General features: G+C 35.6%; 13 protein-coding genes. 5 read left to right on the top strand and 8 right to left on the bottom strand.

Translation table 11 applies throughout. The annotated features are described in order from the left end of the window. A partial coding sequence (locus AC13DP_RS04825) for an SDR family NAD(P)-dependent oxidoreductase (protein WP_483067396.1) occupies window positions 1-684 on the top strand: 684 nt, incomplete at its 5' end. A gap of 39 nt (window positions 685-723) precedes the next feature. Continuing rightward, window positions 724-1,023: a hypothetical protein gene (locus AC13DP_RS04820; protein ID WP_339612058.1), complete on the top strand. Its 300-nt coding sequence runs from the start codon at window positions 724-726 to the stop codon at window positions 1,021-1,023. Here AC13DP_RS04820 and AC13DP_RS04815 read toward each other — a convergent pair. The 6 genes from AC13DP_RS04815 to AC13DP_RS04790 form a co-directional block, all read right to left on the bottom strand. Beyond that, window positions 1,000-1,908: an IS3 family transposase gene (locus AC13DP_RS04815; RefSeq protein WP_483067395.1), complete on the bottom strand. Its 909-nt coding sequence runs from the start codon at window positions 1,906-1,908 to the stop codon at window positions 1,000-1,002. The two genes, AC13DP_RS04820 and AC13DP_RS04815, sit on opposite strands and share 24 nt — an antisense overlap. Further along, window positions 1,862-2,158 (bottom strand): transposase, encoded by a 297-nt coding sequence (locus AC13DP_RS04810; RefSeq protein WP_483067394.1) that lies wholly within the window; start codon window positions 2,156-2,158, stop codon window positions 1,862-1,864. The genes AC13DP_RS04815 and AC13DP_RS04810 overlap by 47 nt, the downstream gene beginning before the upstream one ends. 545 nt (window positions 2,159-2,703) lie before the next feature. Beyond that, window positions 2,704-5,115, bottom strand: coding sequence for a hypothetical protein (locus AC13DP_RS04805; protein ID WP_483067393.1), 2,412 nt, complete (start codon window positions 5,113-5,115; stop codon window positions 2,704-2,706). Between the two features lie 191 nt (window positions 5,116-5,306). Beyond that, complete coding sequence (locus AC13DP_RS04800) at window positions 5,307-5,531, bottom strand: hypothetical protein (protein ID WP_483067392.1); 225 nt, start codon at window positions 5,529-5,531, stop codon at window positions 5,307-5,309. A 7-nt stretch (window positions 5,532-5,538) separates the two neighbouring features. Then, window positions 5,539-6,375: a DUF3800 domain-containing protein gene (locus AC13DP_RS04795; protein WP_483067391.1), complete on the bottom strand. Its 837-nt coding sequence runs from the start codon at window positions 6,373-6,375 to the stop codon at window positions 5,539-5,541. A 202-nt stretch (window positions 6,376-6,577) separates the two neighbouring features. After that, window positions 6,578-6,907 carry a hypothetical protein gene (locus AC13DP_RS04790; RefSeq protein WP_013073473.1) on the bottom strand — a complete coding sequence of 110 codons (330 nt, stop codon included), beginning with the start codon at window positions 6,905-6,907 and terminating at the stop codon, window positions 6,578-6,580. Between the two features lie 669 nt (window positions 6,908-7,576). Between AC13DP_RS04790 and AC13DP_RS04785 the strand changes: the two genes are divergently transcribed. From AC13DP_RS04785 to AC13DP_RS04775, 3 genes are read left to right on the top strand one after another with little or no spacing between them, the layout of a single operon-like run. Further along, window positions 7,577-10,555, top strand: coding sequence for a SusC/RagA family TonB-linked outer membrane protein (locus tag AC13DP_RS04785; RefSeq protein WP_483067390.1), 2,979 nt, complete (start codon window positions 7,577-7,579; stop codon window positions 10,553-10,555). Between the two features lie 10 nt (window positions 10,556-10,565). Next, on the top strand, window positions 10,566-11,969 hold the full coding sequence (locus tag AC13DP_RS04780; protein ID WP_483067389.1) for a RagB/SusD family nutrient uptake outer membrane protein: 1,404 nt from the start codon (window positions 10,566-10,568) through the stop codon (window positions 11,967-11,969). Window positions 11,970-11,971: 2 nt separating this feature from the next. Next, window positions 11,972-14,821, top strand: a complete 2,850-nt coding sequence (locus tag AC13DP_RS04775; protein ID WP_483067388.1) for a M16 family metallopeptidase — start codon at window positions 11,972-11,974, stop codon at window positions 14,819-14,821. A gap of 71 nt (window positions 14,822-14,892) precedes the next feature. Here the strand turns inward: AC13DP_RS04775 and AC13DP_RS04770 are convergent, their stop codons facing one another. Together AC13DP_RS04770 and AC13DP_RS04765 are read right to left on the bottom strand one after the other, a co-directional pair. Further along, window positions 14,893-15,183 (bottom strand): DUF6520 family protein, encoded by a 291-nt coding sequence (locus AC13DP_RS04770; protein ID WP_483067387.1) that lies wholly within the window; start codon window positions 15,181-15,183, stop codon window positions 14,893-14,895. A gap of 214 nt (window positions 15,184-15,397) precedes the next feature. Further along, window positions 15,398-15,526 (bottom strand): AraC family transcriptional regulator, encoded by a 129-nt coding sequence (locus AC13DP_RS04765; protein WP_483067144.1) that lies wholly within the window; start codon window positions 15,524-15,526, stop codon window positions 15,398-15,400. Between the last annotated feature and the right edge of the window lie 12 nt (window positions 15,527-15,538).

Below are 15,538 nucleotides of genomic sequence, written 5' to 3'. Positions count from 1 at the left end.
AAAGAAAATCTTTTTCCAGTAAAATTAGATATTACTTCGGATACAGCTGTAAAGAAAGCTATTGATGAAAGTATTGAAAAACTAGGGCGTATCGATGTAGTAGTCAATAATGCTGGTTATAGCTTGGTGGGAAGTATGGAGCAAATGACTGATGCAGAGTTTCGGGCAACTATGGATGTGAATCTTTTTGGGACGGTTAATATCATCCGGAATATGATGCCTCATTTGCGTAAGCAGCAAAGTGGACACATCATTAATATTTCTTCCAATGCGGGGTATATTGGCTTTGAAAAGGCGGCAAGTTATAATGCAGCTAAATTTGCGCTTATCGGAATTTCCGAAGCCTTAGCTCAAGAAGTAATAAATTTCGGGATAAAAGTAACGGTAGTTGCACCTGGACAATTTAGAACAGAATTTATGAATTCCATCAACTATGTAAAGAACCGTATTGAAGTGTATGGTGTAGATAAAGCTGAAAAGATGTGGACTAAATTTAGTGGAACACAGCCCGGAGATCCCGACAAACTATCAAAAATATTAGTTCAAATAAGTGAAATGGAACAGCCGCCTCTTCATTTACTTTTAGGGCCGGACACCTATGAGCTGGTGACCCAAAAAAGAGCGCAGGAAGATGCAGAATTTGAAAAATGGAAATCTTTGACGTTATCTACCGATTTTGATTAAATAGGAAGCGTAAATTCTATTTTTATAAATTTGTTTTCAATGAAACCTTATATAATTCAGTCAATCCGAGATCTGCATCAACTTTTAGAGTTGCCAAAACCGAAGCACCCATTAATTAGTTTAATTGATTTTTCTACCATTAAGTGTTATGATGATGAGAAATTAGAGGCGGTTACTTACGGATTTTATTGCATAGCAATCAAAAAGAATTTTAAAGGTAAAATGCGATATGGCCAGCAGCACTTTGATTTTGATGATGGCACTATGACATTTTATGCCCCGAATCAAGTGATAATTACAGAAATAAGTGAAGACTTACCCGTTTTCGGACAGCTCTAAATTACACAATTTTTCTTTTTTCATTGGGTCTAGACCCAATGAAAATTCTTTATAGATCTGTTTAGGGCTTTTTCTGCCCATTGATTTATGTGGATGGTATTTGTTATAATCTTCTCTGAAGTCCTCAGCTATCTGTTGTACTTCTTCTAAATTTCGGAAGATGTAAGCATCCAAAACGTCTTCTCTAAATGTTTTGTTGAACCTTTCTATGTAACCGTTTTGCGATGGTTTTCCAGGTTGAATATAATTGATATCGATTCCTTCAGTTTCGCAGTATGACGTAAATATTTTCGAGATAAATTCCGGACCATTATCCACTCGTATTTGTAAAGGTTTGCCGTAGATCTCTATGGCCTGACTTAGATATTCCACCACACGGAGGGCAGGCATTGATAGTGCTGGAGTAGTACATAGTGCCTCTCTGTTATAATCATCAATAAGGTTAAATACCCTAAACTTTCTTCCTGTCATTAGACCATCACTCATAAAATCTGCACTCCACACCTGTCTTGGTGCCTGAGGTTGATCTAGAGGAGTTTTAACACGAGCTGGAAGGCGCTTTTTGATCTTTCTTCTCAATTGCAGGCCTAAAAGCCTGTATACCCGAAGGACTCGTTTCCGATTCCATTTAAAGCCTTGTGATCGGATCCTGTAGAAATAGTAATCAAATCCTCGATTAGGTTTGATCTCACTCATTTCTGTAAGTTTGTCTATTACTTCAGAATCATCCCTCTTGGTCTTATAATACCACATAGAGCGACTTAAGCAAACCAACTCGCAAGCTCTCACAATACTCAGCTTCTCCTGCTTAACTACTTGATCGGCCAATTCCTTACGTTCACAAGGCTTTAAAGCTTTCCTGCCTGCCGGCAGGCAGGTTTTCAATAATATCTTTAAGGATACGGTGGTCAAGACTCAAATCAGCATACATCTGCTTTAGACGCTGATTCTCTTCCTGAAGCGATTTAAGCTCTTTGAGTTGTTGAGCATCCATACCACCATACTTACGCTTCCAGCTATAAAAGGCCGCCGTGGTAATTCCTTTGTCTCGGCAAATGTCGGTAACCTTCATTCCCGATTCGTACTGTTGAAGCATTGCAATTATTTGTGCTTCTGTAAATCTGCTTTTCTTCATAACTTAAAAATAGTTGATTTTTAAACTGTTTGAAAAACAGGGAAGCCTTCAATCTTTTTTCAATATTTGAATAAAGAGATTTTTAAAGTTCTATAAAGCTATCGTTAATGTAAATTTTGATTAACTCATTCAAACCGACAGTATTTAAAACCGAATGAATAAGTATATCAAAAGGGTGATCTATTTGAAAAATATTTTCTTTTCTATATTTTAAATCTAAAAGAATTTCCCTCTGTTTGTTAGTCATAATTTGTATTCCAAAGTATGTATAACCGGTACGTTTATTTCTCTTTAAGCGATGACTAATCTAAAGGATTTTTAATTTTTTTAAAAGTATTTGTGGCTACATACATATAATCTCCAATACTTTTTTAAGAATTAGAAGCCCGTAAAAACTCAACCTGTAATTCTCTCGCCTCTCCCCTAGCCTAACGGCTACTATTAAAATGCTCCACAAATAATTAAAACCACATAACTACCAATCAACAGTATCTTCATGTTAGGTCGTACCGATCACAAGAAGACTTAGTTATTGCCAGCAGTTATTATTCTATCAAAAATTTGTATTCGTATATTTTTGGTTTGATTTTATCAGCTAAAAAGTTAAGTTTATTTCTTAATTCGCCAATCAATTCCATGTATTTTTCGTCATCACTTTTATTATTCATTCTACCTCTGCCATTTCTGCCTTGAAAATATTCTCTAATGTCATATAAACTGGCGTTTGCGTTGACTTTCGGTTTGCTGTGATAATATTTCCAGAGTTCTCTCCCTGCATTAAATACGGCTTGGGCTTCTTCCGAAAATTCTCTTTTTAAATTTTGATTTGTGGGAGTTCCAAATATGTTGCTTTCGCTTTCTATTTTTATTTTACCGTTCATGAAATGGGTCATAAAATGGCTTTCAAATCTATTTTGAGCATTTACTTCTTGTTCAGTAAATGGGATCCAGTGATTACGACCATCATTCGATTTTATTTGATTTTTTTCATAAAAGAGAGAAAAAGCCAGACAATCATTATGAAAAACACTGTCATTCTCCCAGGCATCCATTGGGAATAAAAATTGGTCATTATGATTTAGCCAATTATGGTTTAAACAATGGCGAACTGTAAAATAAATTGACATTGCAATTAAATTTGCTGGTGTAATATATGTTTCGTGATGACCTCTACCATTAGTTGTAATAAAAACTAATTTTTGATTCTGAAAATCATTAGCTACAAAACCTAAAACACCAATTCGTTCATTTATTTTATCATAATTTAATTTTAACCAATCATTCAAAAATTTCTTGTCATCATAATTTTCAAATAATTTTTTACCAACAAAATCTCCTTTTTTATTATAAACATCACAATCTATTGACTGAAATATTTTTTTTTCTTTTAAATTCCAAATAATAAATCCAATTGGAAATTTTCCAATTACGTTATCAAAAGAATTTCCAATCGTGATAAAACCACTCTCTGCTTTTGCTTTAAAAAAGTTCCTAAATTTTGATGATTTTGGAGAGTTTAAATATTTTAAAGTGCTAAATGTACCAACAGTAGATTCTGGTAATTCTCTATAAATCCTGCCGAGAAATTGAATAAAAAGTTCACTAACTACTTGCCCTAAAACATCTTTATATTTTTTGTAAATATTTGATTGAGCAACACCTTTTCTGATTATTTTATTTTCAGAATGGGTATCACCCTCTGCATATGGTGGATTGATATAGATGACTAATTTTTTTCTTTTTTCAGGATCGTTTATAATATCTTGAAGGCTTTCTGGCAAATTTGAAAAGTCATCATTTAAAAAGTCAAACTGGAATACGTGATTTTTCAAAAGGTTTGCACCATGGTCAATACGTTCGTGCATTACGTTTATGTCAGCTTGATCTAAAGTACTTGCATAAATATTGTATTTATTAGTCAAACCTGCCAAAAGGTTTCCCGTTCCTGCAGCACAATCCCAGACATAATATTCGTCTTGCCAATCTTCTCCCAAGTAATCAGTAAGGTATTTTTGAGATAGTTCTACCCAAATTCTTGGAGTAAAAAATGCTCCTTTTCTTTCTCGAATATCTTGAGGTACAAGTAAATCTCTTCGTTCAATAATATAATCTTGAAATTCTTGTATCGGAGGACGTTTATAGAGTTTCCAGAATTGTAAATAAGCATTTTTATTACGTATGTTAATAGTAGCATCAAACATTTGCTTGATGTTTTCTTTTGCAATTTTGTAGCCTTGGTTCTGAAATACAACAAATAAACTATCTCTTATGGTTAAATCATCATCTATATTTTGCGTGCCTTTGTCGTCAACAAATATGTCCGCTAAATAAAAATCACTATCAAAGATATTTGCTTTTTTTAGTTCATCCCAATTAACGTCAATTATTGGTTTTACAATTTCAATCCAACGTAAGTATATCGGGATGAAATTGTTCTTGTCAATTTTAATTTTACTTTTTGTTGTGGCTTTGGCCACATTATTTTTTATAAATGTATGTAGTAGCTTTTCATCATTTTGAAAATCAAAAACATAAGTTTTCGATTTTAAGATAGATACAATTCGATTTTTAATTAATTTAAATTCTTTTGTTTCGTGATTACTTGGAGTTACATTCCAATTAAAGTCATTGAGATAGAAAATATCTTGAATGTTTACGTAGTCAACAAAAGCTATTTTTTTATAGTCAAAGGCACCCAAAAAAGCCGGTGGTAGAGTTTTGTCGAATGTTCTTGCCCTCCCGATTGTCAAAATGAGTTGAACAAACATAGCCGGAATGTCAAAATTACCAGTTTTAGCTTCTGCCCATAAAAGTGGTGTTCGTCCGAATAAACTGTCTTGTTTGGGAAAAACTGTAAAGTCAATATTACCAAGGATTTCAGTTGTGTCAAATAGCTTAAAGTAGTCAACTCCAACTTTATTTTTCAGTTCTTCTTCTCGGATATTTTTATACTTCATTCTACTTTTGTCTTATTATGCTGTAGTTTCTTAATAATTGCAGGTAACAGTTACGGTTAACGCCCGTGTGCGGAAATTAGCACGCGGAGTTGTCGGCTTACGGTTTTATTGTTAGGTGTTCTAAATTAGCGATTTTGTTCGAATACCGCATATTGGCCGTTAACCGATGTTGGTAATCGTTTTTCTGTTACTCAGGAATTATCAGAAAGAGCATTTTTAAGCTCTTCGGCATTGTCAATTGAGTTCGGGAATGTTTCTAAAAATTCTGAGATCACATTTTTATAGTTGGCCGCAAATTTTTCATCAAATTCTTTTTTCTGTTCTTCTGATAAAAGAATAGAAGCAAAAGTTTTGATATATGCCTGAGTTTTAAAAATTTCAGACATCATTGGTGTGTTGTCGATTTCTAATTTCATATTTCTATTATTTAATTGATTCTGGTGCACATTCATAAAATAACTCTGCACAATCACACCTTCCTCTGGATAGTAAAATATTACTTTTAGGTATAGAACGTGCAATTATTTGCTCTGTCCAATCTTTCACTTTGTCCAGTTCATCTGCATAAGAAGGATCTACAAAACCTTCTTCTAATTCTATATGTTTTCGAAGGAAGAAGCACAGAAAATCTGCGAGTTGAATTAAGCCAACTTGTTTAGAATCCACAAAATGTGGAACATCAATAATTTGACTCATTTTTTCTTGTTTAGGCTTTTTGTCATAGTAAGTATCAGTCCAATCAGGAGGAGAAAGCACCAAATCGGTAAACCTTTGTTGTTCTCTGTGTTCGTGATCAAATATTAATAAGGTTGAACCTTTAGCATTAATTTTTCTTTTTTTACCACGGGCTGATCCTTGATTAAATTTTTGTAATGATAGAGCTAAATGTAAAGCCATAAACCTCCATAATGTTCCAATCTCTTGTAACTTTTCATTTTCTTCTTTTAGTTTATAAAAAGTTTCTTTGTGAACTGCTGTATAGACGATTGAATGTCTTCGTTCGTGAAGCCAATCAATGATGGCAGAAATGATATCTGATCTTTGTTTTCCACTTAATCCCCGCCAAGGACTATTTCCTGAATAAAAGTCTCTTGTGTGAATTTCATCAATTTCTCTTCCAACAATGGAACTCAATTTTATTAAAAGATTTAACCAATCTTCCTTTGTTGGTCTCATTCTATAGGAATCAGCTAAAATTCCTACCATTACTCCAATAGGTTCATCACCTGTTCCGCTTTCATCAATGTATACAAATTGCATTAATCTGATTTTAGGTTAGTTAGATTTCTTGAAAAATGGTTGCCAACTCGTTATATCCATATAAAAATAATCATTTATTATAACTATTTTTTGGATATCAACGCTATAAATATACTAACCTCGCTTATAGAAAAAATACGGTTTACCGTAAATGGAGAAAAAAGATAATTATAATCAGGAGAAATCAAACTTGGGTAGATTACTATTTACTCTTATTATTTAGAGCCTCAGCAAATTGATCCATTTCAGTTTTTTTAATTGAATCATATATTTTTGCAAATTCGCTTAATGTAAACCCCATACCTTCAACTATAGAAGTTAAAGTCGAAAACCTTACATCACTCTTAGCATTAAAATTATCTGAAACTGTTGCTTTTCTTAAATCAGCATTTGCTGAAATCTTACCATAGCTTTTTGCAAATTTAGTAGTATCGTCAAAATCCAAATCCTTAAAAAGTTTACTCTGTAAAAGCAATTTATTTAATGCTAAAGATGCCCTAAGTTTGATATGGTTAATTGCTTTTTCTTCCATAAATGCAATTAACTATAACTTAAAATATTTTTCGGTACGCTTTGGCGTACCGAAAAATTATTCTATATTTATCTCAGTTTATTATATTTGCGAAACTTCTTAAGTAAAAACATTAGAAGCATTCGCTTTGAATCTCGACTCGAAAACTGGTAATTTTCAACAAACCACGAGATGATAAGTGTTAATGCTCACGACCCGGGGCGTGGGCTTTACATAACTTATTGTGGTTAGGTTTTACCAGGCCTCGAGTCAATAAGTTGAGCCACGCCCTTTTTTATTTTCGCACATCGGGCCGTTTCTCTTCATAATTTTCAAAGTGATTTTCTATAATTTTTAAGTCTCGCAATCCCAAAATATACAGTTTTGGTTATCACATCTTATGTCTAATGGTAAGCTTGTTGCGGGACAGGCTAAAATTTACATCATCCCGTGGGTGCTGTTAACCCTATTTTGTACAGTGTGGGTTGGGAAAAGCCTAAGGGCTTTGGGAACATTGTTACTATGGCATTTTCGGCTATAGGGAGCTGTCATGCCCTAGTCCTTTATCCAGAGGGCTGGGATTAATTTGATTTTAGCTTAGCATAAGCTTTTCCCCGTGAGATTGGCGTCTGGACGGGGAAGGCTTAAGCTTAAATAAAACATTGTTTCATTTAAATCACACGTAAAATTATGAAAAATAATTACTCGTGCCATACATACGTGGCGCTAATAATTATAGGCGGGATACTCTTGTGTCTGCCCAAAGCTGCACATGCGACAAACCCTACTTATCCAATACTGCAACAACAACAAATTACCGGAACGGTCACAGATCAAAATGGCCTTCCCATTCCGGGCGTGAGCATTATTTTAAAAGATACCAAACGGGGTGTGGTCACCAACTTAGACGGGGAATATCGTATTACCAACCCCGCAAACGCTACTTTAGTTTTTTCTTATATCGGTTATAAAACCCGGGAAGTACCCATAGACGGGCGAGAGGTAATCAACATCCAACTCGAAGAAGATATCGCCGCCCTGGGCGAAGTGCAAATCAATGCCGGCTATTATAATACCACCCGAAGGGAAAGCACAGGAAATATTGCGAGAGTCACGACCGAGGAAATAGAAAACCAGCCTGTCATTAGTCCGCTACAGGCATTGCAAGGGAGAATGGCAGGAGTAGAAATCATACCGGGTGGAAGTAATCCCGGCACCGCACCAACTATTCGTATTAGGGGTACAAATAGTTTACGGCAAGAAGGAAACCTGCCTTTATATATTATTGATGGGGTACCCATTAACTCCACTCCCATCGAAACCAATTCTGTTATTGGAAGTGCCGGTATCGATCCCCTTAATAATCTTAGTGTTTCCAATATTGAAAGTATAGAAGTATTAAAAGATGCCGATGCTACAGCCATTTATGGGTCGCGAGGGGCTAATGGAGTGATATTGATTACTACAAAAAAAGGCAGGAAAATCGGTACTGGGCTGGAAGCCAGGTTTTATACCGGCGTAGCCACAGTTCCTAATCGGCTGGATTTATTAAACACCCAGCAATACCTGGCCGTAAGAAAAGAGGCTTTTGAAAATGATGGGGTTGCACCTACCGAACGTAATGCCTATGATTTGCTACTATGGGATCAGGACAGGTATACCGATTGGCAGGATTTTTTATTTGGTGGCACTGCGGAAACTACCAATGCCAATCTCACTTTTTCGGGTGGAGAAAAAAACACTTCCTACAGATTGGGAGGTTCCTATTTCTCACAAGGTACCGTCTACCCGGGAGAATACGATTATCGAAAAGTAACCGGTGATTTCAATTTAAATCATCATTCTACAAATGGTAAATTCCATATAAACCTTGCGGTGAATTATGGTGTAGATGTTAATAATTTGGTAGGAAATTTAAATCTAAATTCTTCCGTCTCACGATTGCCACCAAACGCACCAACCATATTTAATGAGGACGGAACTTTAAACTGGGAAGACTGGGCACTGGCAGGCTTAACCAATCCCATGGAAGGATATTATAATACCACTGAAACCCAAACCAATAATTTTATTTCCAATGCTACCTTATCCTATGAGGTTGCTAAAGGGCTAGAGTTTAAAACAAGTCTGGGATATTCTTATTATAACAGCGAAGAACTGTGGAAACAGCCAAAACGCTCATATAGCCCAAGTGATGGTTTTCCTAATATGTCGACACATTCAACTTCCAATAGAACCTCCTGGATTATAGAACCACAATTGATCTATACTTCTAATTTTGGTAAGCTAAGCCTTAACGCGCTTTTGGGGACTACCTTCCAGGATAACTCAGGACGACAGCTTAGGTTTCAGGGGAGTGGCTATGCATCTGAAACCTTAATAGGAAATGTAGCTGCTGCTGAAAATATTCTAAATGCCAGAAATCAGCAAAGCGAATACCGCTACAATGCATTGTTTTCTAGGATTGGTCTTAATTACGATAAAAAATATTATATAAACTTTACGGGCAGGCGTGATGGCTCCTCTCGTTTTGGTCCAAATAATAGATTTGCAAATTTTGGTGCCATTGGTACAGCCTGGATTTTTACCGAAGAGAACCTTATTAAAAACGCGCTTCCGTTTCTAAGTTTTGGAAAATTAAGAGGAAGTTATGGTACAACCGGTAATGATCAGATTGGCGATTATGGGTATTTAGATGCCTATGAAGCCACAACCGGTCCCGGGGGCTTATACCCTACCGCCCTGGCTAACCCTGATTACTCCTGGGAAGTCAATAAAAAGTTAGAAGTAGGACTGGAATTGGGATTTTTAGAAGATCGGTTTAGAATAGCCATCAGCAGATATCAAAACCGCTCCTCCAATCAGCTTGTTGGCTATCCACTACCTTATATCACCGGTTTTACAACCGTTCAGGCTAATTTACCCGCCACTGTAGAAAACAGGGGCTGGGAAATTGAAGCCAGCAGTAATACTATAACCACCAAAAATTTTCAATGGCAAACCTCCTTTAACTTAAGTTTTCCAAGAAATGAACTAATTAGTTACCCCGGCATCGAACAATCATCCTATGCTAACACCTATCGCGTGGGACATCCATTAAATATTTCATTATTATATGAATATACCGGGCTAGATCCTGAGACAGGCTTTTACACCGTCAAGGATATCAACGACGATGGAAGTTACGATTATGAAGACCGAATAATCATTCAGGATTTAAATCGTAAATATTACGGTGGAATTACGAATAATCTTAGATTTAAAAATTTTTCACTGCAATGCTTAGTGGAATTTGTAAAACAGGAAGGTAAAAATACGCTCTTTAATGCCGGAAGGGATGCTAATGTTCTTGCAATGGTATTGTCAAATGAGCGCTATCAGGAATATTCACAAACCAGCCGGGCGACCACGGCATTTAATCGCATTGTAAACAGCAATTTTCCGGTAGAAGACGCCTCTTTCTTACGGTTAAAAACCGTATCCATAAATTATAATCTTGGGAATAGTTTTTCTAAAAAGATTGGCCTTGAAAACATAAGACTTTTTCTACACGGCCAAAACCTATTTACGCTCACATCATATAACGGTCTTGATCCCGATGAATCAAATTCAGGTTCCGGATTTCGCAACTTAAGATCAATTACAGCCGGTATTCAAGTAAACCTTTAAACTCAAATTTATGATAATTAAAAAAATTATATATCATGCCACACTGGTACTAATAAGTTTCCACTTTATCGCTTGCGAAGAATTTATAACTGTAGATGCCCCTAACAATAAGCTCATTAGAAGCGAGGTATTTAAAAGTGATGAAACCGCCCAAAGTGCAATGAGGGGGATATACAACGAATTGTATATGGCGGCCTTCAGTAATGGGAGCAGAAGCAGTGTTAGTGTACTTTGTGGACTATCGGCAGATAATTTACAAAGCCTTTCGACCTCTAATATCCCAAGGATGCAGTTTCAGGAGAATGAAATAACGCCGGATAATCAGAACAATTTTGAATTATGGCAAGGAGCTTACCATATCATTTATCTCACTAATTCCTTTTTGGAAGGGCTTTATACAGCAGAAGGATTAAGTGCTGAAATCGCCAACCGGTTAGAAGGAGAAGCCAGGTTTATTCGAGCTTTTGCCTATTTCTATTTAGTAAACCTGTATGGTGATGTTCCATTGATATTAACTTCAAATTACCGGGACAACGAGTTAGCCTCCCGTACGGAAGAAACAATAATTCACGATCAAATAATTTCAGATTTAAAAGAGGCCAGGGAACTCTTGAGTGCCACCTATTCAGATGGCGAAAAAACGCAGGTAAACCAGTATGCTGCAACTGCATTATTGGCTAGAATGTATTTATACCTAGAAGATTGGAGCAACGCAGAAAGGCTAAGTAATGAAGTAATTGAGGCTGACACTTATGAAATCCTGGAAAACTTAGAAGAGATTTTCCTGGCGAACAGCACCGAAGCTATTTGGCAAATTTCTCCACTAGGTGACGGTGAAATGACCACACATACATGGGATGGTGCCATACAAAATATTGATCCCGATCTGTGGTTTTTTGCTACGGTAAAACTGTCCGAAGGCCTAATTGAAGTTTTTGAACCAGGGGATAAGCGTTTACAGGAATGGATTGGGTATAATGAATCTCTTGAAGTTTACTTTGCTAAAAAGTACAAAGTCATTAACAGTAGTGATTTTCCAATAAAAGAATATTCGACGGTTTTAAGACTGCCCGAACAATATTTAATCCGGGCAGAGGCAAGAATTCACCAGGGGAATTTGAACGGGGCTATGGCCGATATCAATGTAATAAGAAAACGGGCCGGCCTGGAACTACTCTCTTCCAATACGGTAGATATAAAGGCCGATGCTTTAATGAATATAGTGTTGGAAGAGCGTAGAAAAGAATTCTTCACAGAATGGGGACATCGTTGGTTGGATTTAAAACGTACCCGAAGAAGTGAAGCGATATTGAGTCCTGGCAATCCCAGCTGGGAAAATACCGATGTACTATATCCTATCCCCCAGCAAGAACGAATTAAAAATCCTAATCTCTCCCAAAATCCCGGCTATTAGTAATGAAAAAGATCATCTATTGTAGTATTTACCTGTTATGTAGCTATTGGATTAACTGCCCAATAATCCTGGGACAAACTATTCCTAATAAATCCACCGTTAAGCTTGACCAGAGTATCATCTATGGTCAATTAAATAATGGGTTCACCTATTATATTAAACCAATAGAAAAAGAGCACTGCCCTATCAAAATGAGTTTAATCGTAAAAACAGGTATTCTTTATGAAAAACCTTCGCAAGCTGATTTTTCTCATGCTATTGAGCATCTTGCCTTTAGAGAAACTAAAAATTTTCCGAAAGGGATAAAAGGTGATTCTAGTACGTTATCATCTTTAGGAATGTCCCTAAGGGATGTAAGTGCAATGACCAGTGGTGTAAAAACGGTTTATAATTATTTACCTTCTAACAAAAAGGAAAGTATAGAAAAAGGGATTCTATGGTTTAGCGATATTCTTTTTGGTTTAGATTTTTCCGAAGAAAGGATCAATACAGAGCGCGGAGTGCTTTTGCAAGAAAAATTATCCAAACAGGATAGTAACAGGATCCCTCAGCGAGCACTTAACAACAAATTATTCCCCTGGATATCCGATAGGGCCAACTTTTTGGAGATCAATAAAACATTTTCTAAAAAGGATGTACAAGCCTACTACTATAAATGGTATAAACCGGAACGAACAGCTGTATGCATCGCCGGAAATATTGATGATGCCGAATATCTGATTGACCTTATTAAAAAAAATTTTAGCGGTGAAATTAAAAATTTTTCAAAAGAGGGGGTTGAAGAGCCCTGGCAAAAGTACCTTCAAAGTGATCGAAAATTCGAAATTATTGAAAGCGATTCGATGCTAAATCAAAACCTCGCTAAACCAATAACTGTTAATTTATATTACAGGGACGCTACAAATAATTTATTAGCGGGTACAATTGAAGGAATGAAAAGAGATCTTAAGGTTCAACTGCTAATGCATGTCTTAAACGACCGCTTTAAAGAAGCACGAAAATCTTTTAATAATCCTACAAATATTTATAGTGTGCATACCAGTATTTCTGGAAATCAGCATTTAAACAAACCACCTTTTGCCTTTAAAGTTATGCTGAAATCAGCCCTGCACTCTGAAAAAAAGTCATTGGAAACTTGCATTTTAATGATGAACCAGTTAAAAAAACATGGTATAAATAAGAGCGAATTTTTAAAGGCGAAACGAGAGTTATTAACTAATTTTCCAGCTGAAATAAGTAATCCCACCGACTATTGGATAAGGGAAACTCAAAACCATTTTATTGACAATACACCCCTTCCCGCTACTAAAAACAACCTTATAAGATCTTTCTTAAAAGATGTGTCACTAGAAGAGGTCAATTTGGTTATCCGTGATTTATTATCAACGCCTCCCAACGATATTGGTATCATTATTCCAAAAAATTATCAAACTCTGCTAAACTCGGAAACATTTACCAGGAACTTTATCGCTCAACTCTCTAAAGAGACCGTGCCGCCTTACAAAGAACCAAAGGTAATTTCTGAAGTTATGGCTACAAAGGAAATACAAACCTTAGACGTTGAAGAACCAGTATCTGTAAAAAAGGGAAAATTAGGCACTAAGGTCTTAATGTTAAAAAATGGGGTAAAACTAATTTTAAACCCCATGAAAGAGGTTTCAAAAACAGACGATCTTCTAATTCGAGGGTATTCTTCAAATGGAGCATCCTGTATTCCTCGTAAGGATTATTATTCTGCCATTTATGCACCATCTCTAATTCTAAATTCTGGAATAGGTAAACTAAATAAGTTTGAATTAGAACGTTTTTATCAAAACAGTCAATCATTTCAAATGGGCTTTCATCCCTATATCAATTATATTGAATCTGGTGTCAAAACTATAGTTGATAAAAAAGAGGTTGAAGATTTCCTACAATTGTTTTATTTGTTCGCAACCCAACCCCAAATAAACTATAGCGCTTTTAAGGCGTGGCAAAACCAACAATTGGATTTCTCTTCGAGATCTACGAGCAATGTGAATGATTTAATGGACCTTTTCCATAAAAAAATCGATGATATATCCGCTATACCGGTGGGTGAAATGAGAACCGAAAGCTTAAAAAAGGTTGAATTTAGCAAAGCAGTTGATTTTCATAAGCAATTTTTTGGTGATCCAGCTGCATTCACCTTCATAATAACTGGCGATTTTGAAGAAAAAAAATTGCTCCCGATATTTCTGAAGTATTTAGGAAATCTAAAAAACAACGCTACAATTAAGTGTGCTGGTATTTCTAAAAACATAAGCTTATCAGAGAATTTTAATGACGAATTAATTTCATCAAGAACTTCTAACCCGGCTAAATCTTTTTATGGTTTGGGCTTTATAAAGCAACGAAATAAAACTGACGACTGGAAAGAGGAGTTCAAAGTGATGGTATTAGGAAAACTTGCCGATAGATTGCTAACAAAATTTCGATATGAAAAGGGGCTTTCGTTGTATTATTTTTCTGCTGGGGGAAATTTTAATCGTGCTTTGGATCGTTACGAAATCGAATTTAGGTTGAATTGCACTTCAAGAGAGCTCTTGGAAGTCGAGCGAGAGACTAATAAGTTGGTCAGGGATTTAAAAGAAGGAAAATTTAATGAAGACCTTTTACAAATAATTTTAAAGGAAATGGCCATTAAATACGAAACCATGAAGCAAATGCAGTGGGAGAATCAATCGCTTTATAGACATTATAAATTTGGCGAGCCAATCATAAAAGGATCTGAAATAGCTGATTTTTTAAAAACGCTCACTTCTAAAGAGATTCAAAAGACCGCAAAAGAATATTTTATTGATTCTAATAAATTTGAACTAAAAGGTAATTAGATTGAAAGGGTAAATTAAATAATAAAGCACATCGCAATAGGCGATGTGCTTTGGATTAAAAAATTTCAAAATTAAGATAATGGATCTAAGATAATTGGATCTTCAGAGTCACTTTCTTTTAATGTTGATGTATCCATTTCGTCATAAACATCATACACGGGACCATTTTCTCCAAATTGAACCCTACAGGTCTCATCACCGGCCTGACAAGGTGTTTCATCTATAGCACGCCAATTACCATTGATAAGAACATAATCATTTGCCTGAACATTTGGATCAGACTTTGGACTAACGCTTGCAAAGGTCAATCCTATGGCAAAAATGATTGCCAACAGCGGTAAAATTACTTTTAACTTTTTCATGGTTTTAAGTTTTAATACATACCTACTCTTTGAAGGATTTTCGGCTTCTCCTACTTTCTGCGCAAAAAGATTTTTAATTTTTCTTGGGTGTAAATTTCCAGCGCATCACTGGAAAAAGAAAGTAGTTTCTATTAAAGGCTACGATCATTTACACTAGTAAATTTCATCAAATAACCTCAAATAAAATGGTCGCTAAAGCCTAAAAGCTATTCTATTATGATGATGACCAGAAATTTTCTATTCTGTATTGCGAAGGGGTCTTCCCGTATTGAAGCCTAAACTTCCTGGAAAAATGAGAGTGATCTTTAAAACCGCATTTTTGGCTAATGATAGAAATCGGTATTTCTGTAGTACG

The organism is Zunongwangia sp. L-65, assembly GCF_056859415.1.
This window is presented reverse-complemented; position numbering and strand designations above follow the sequence as displayed.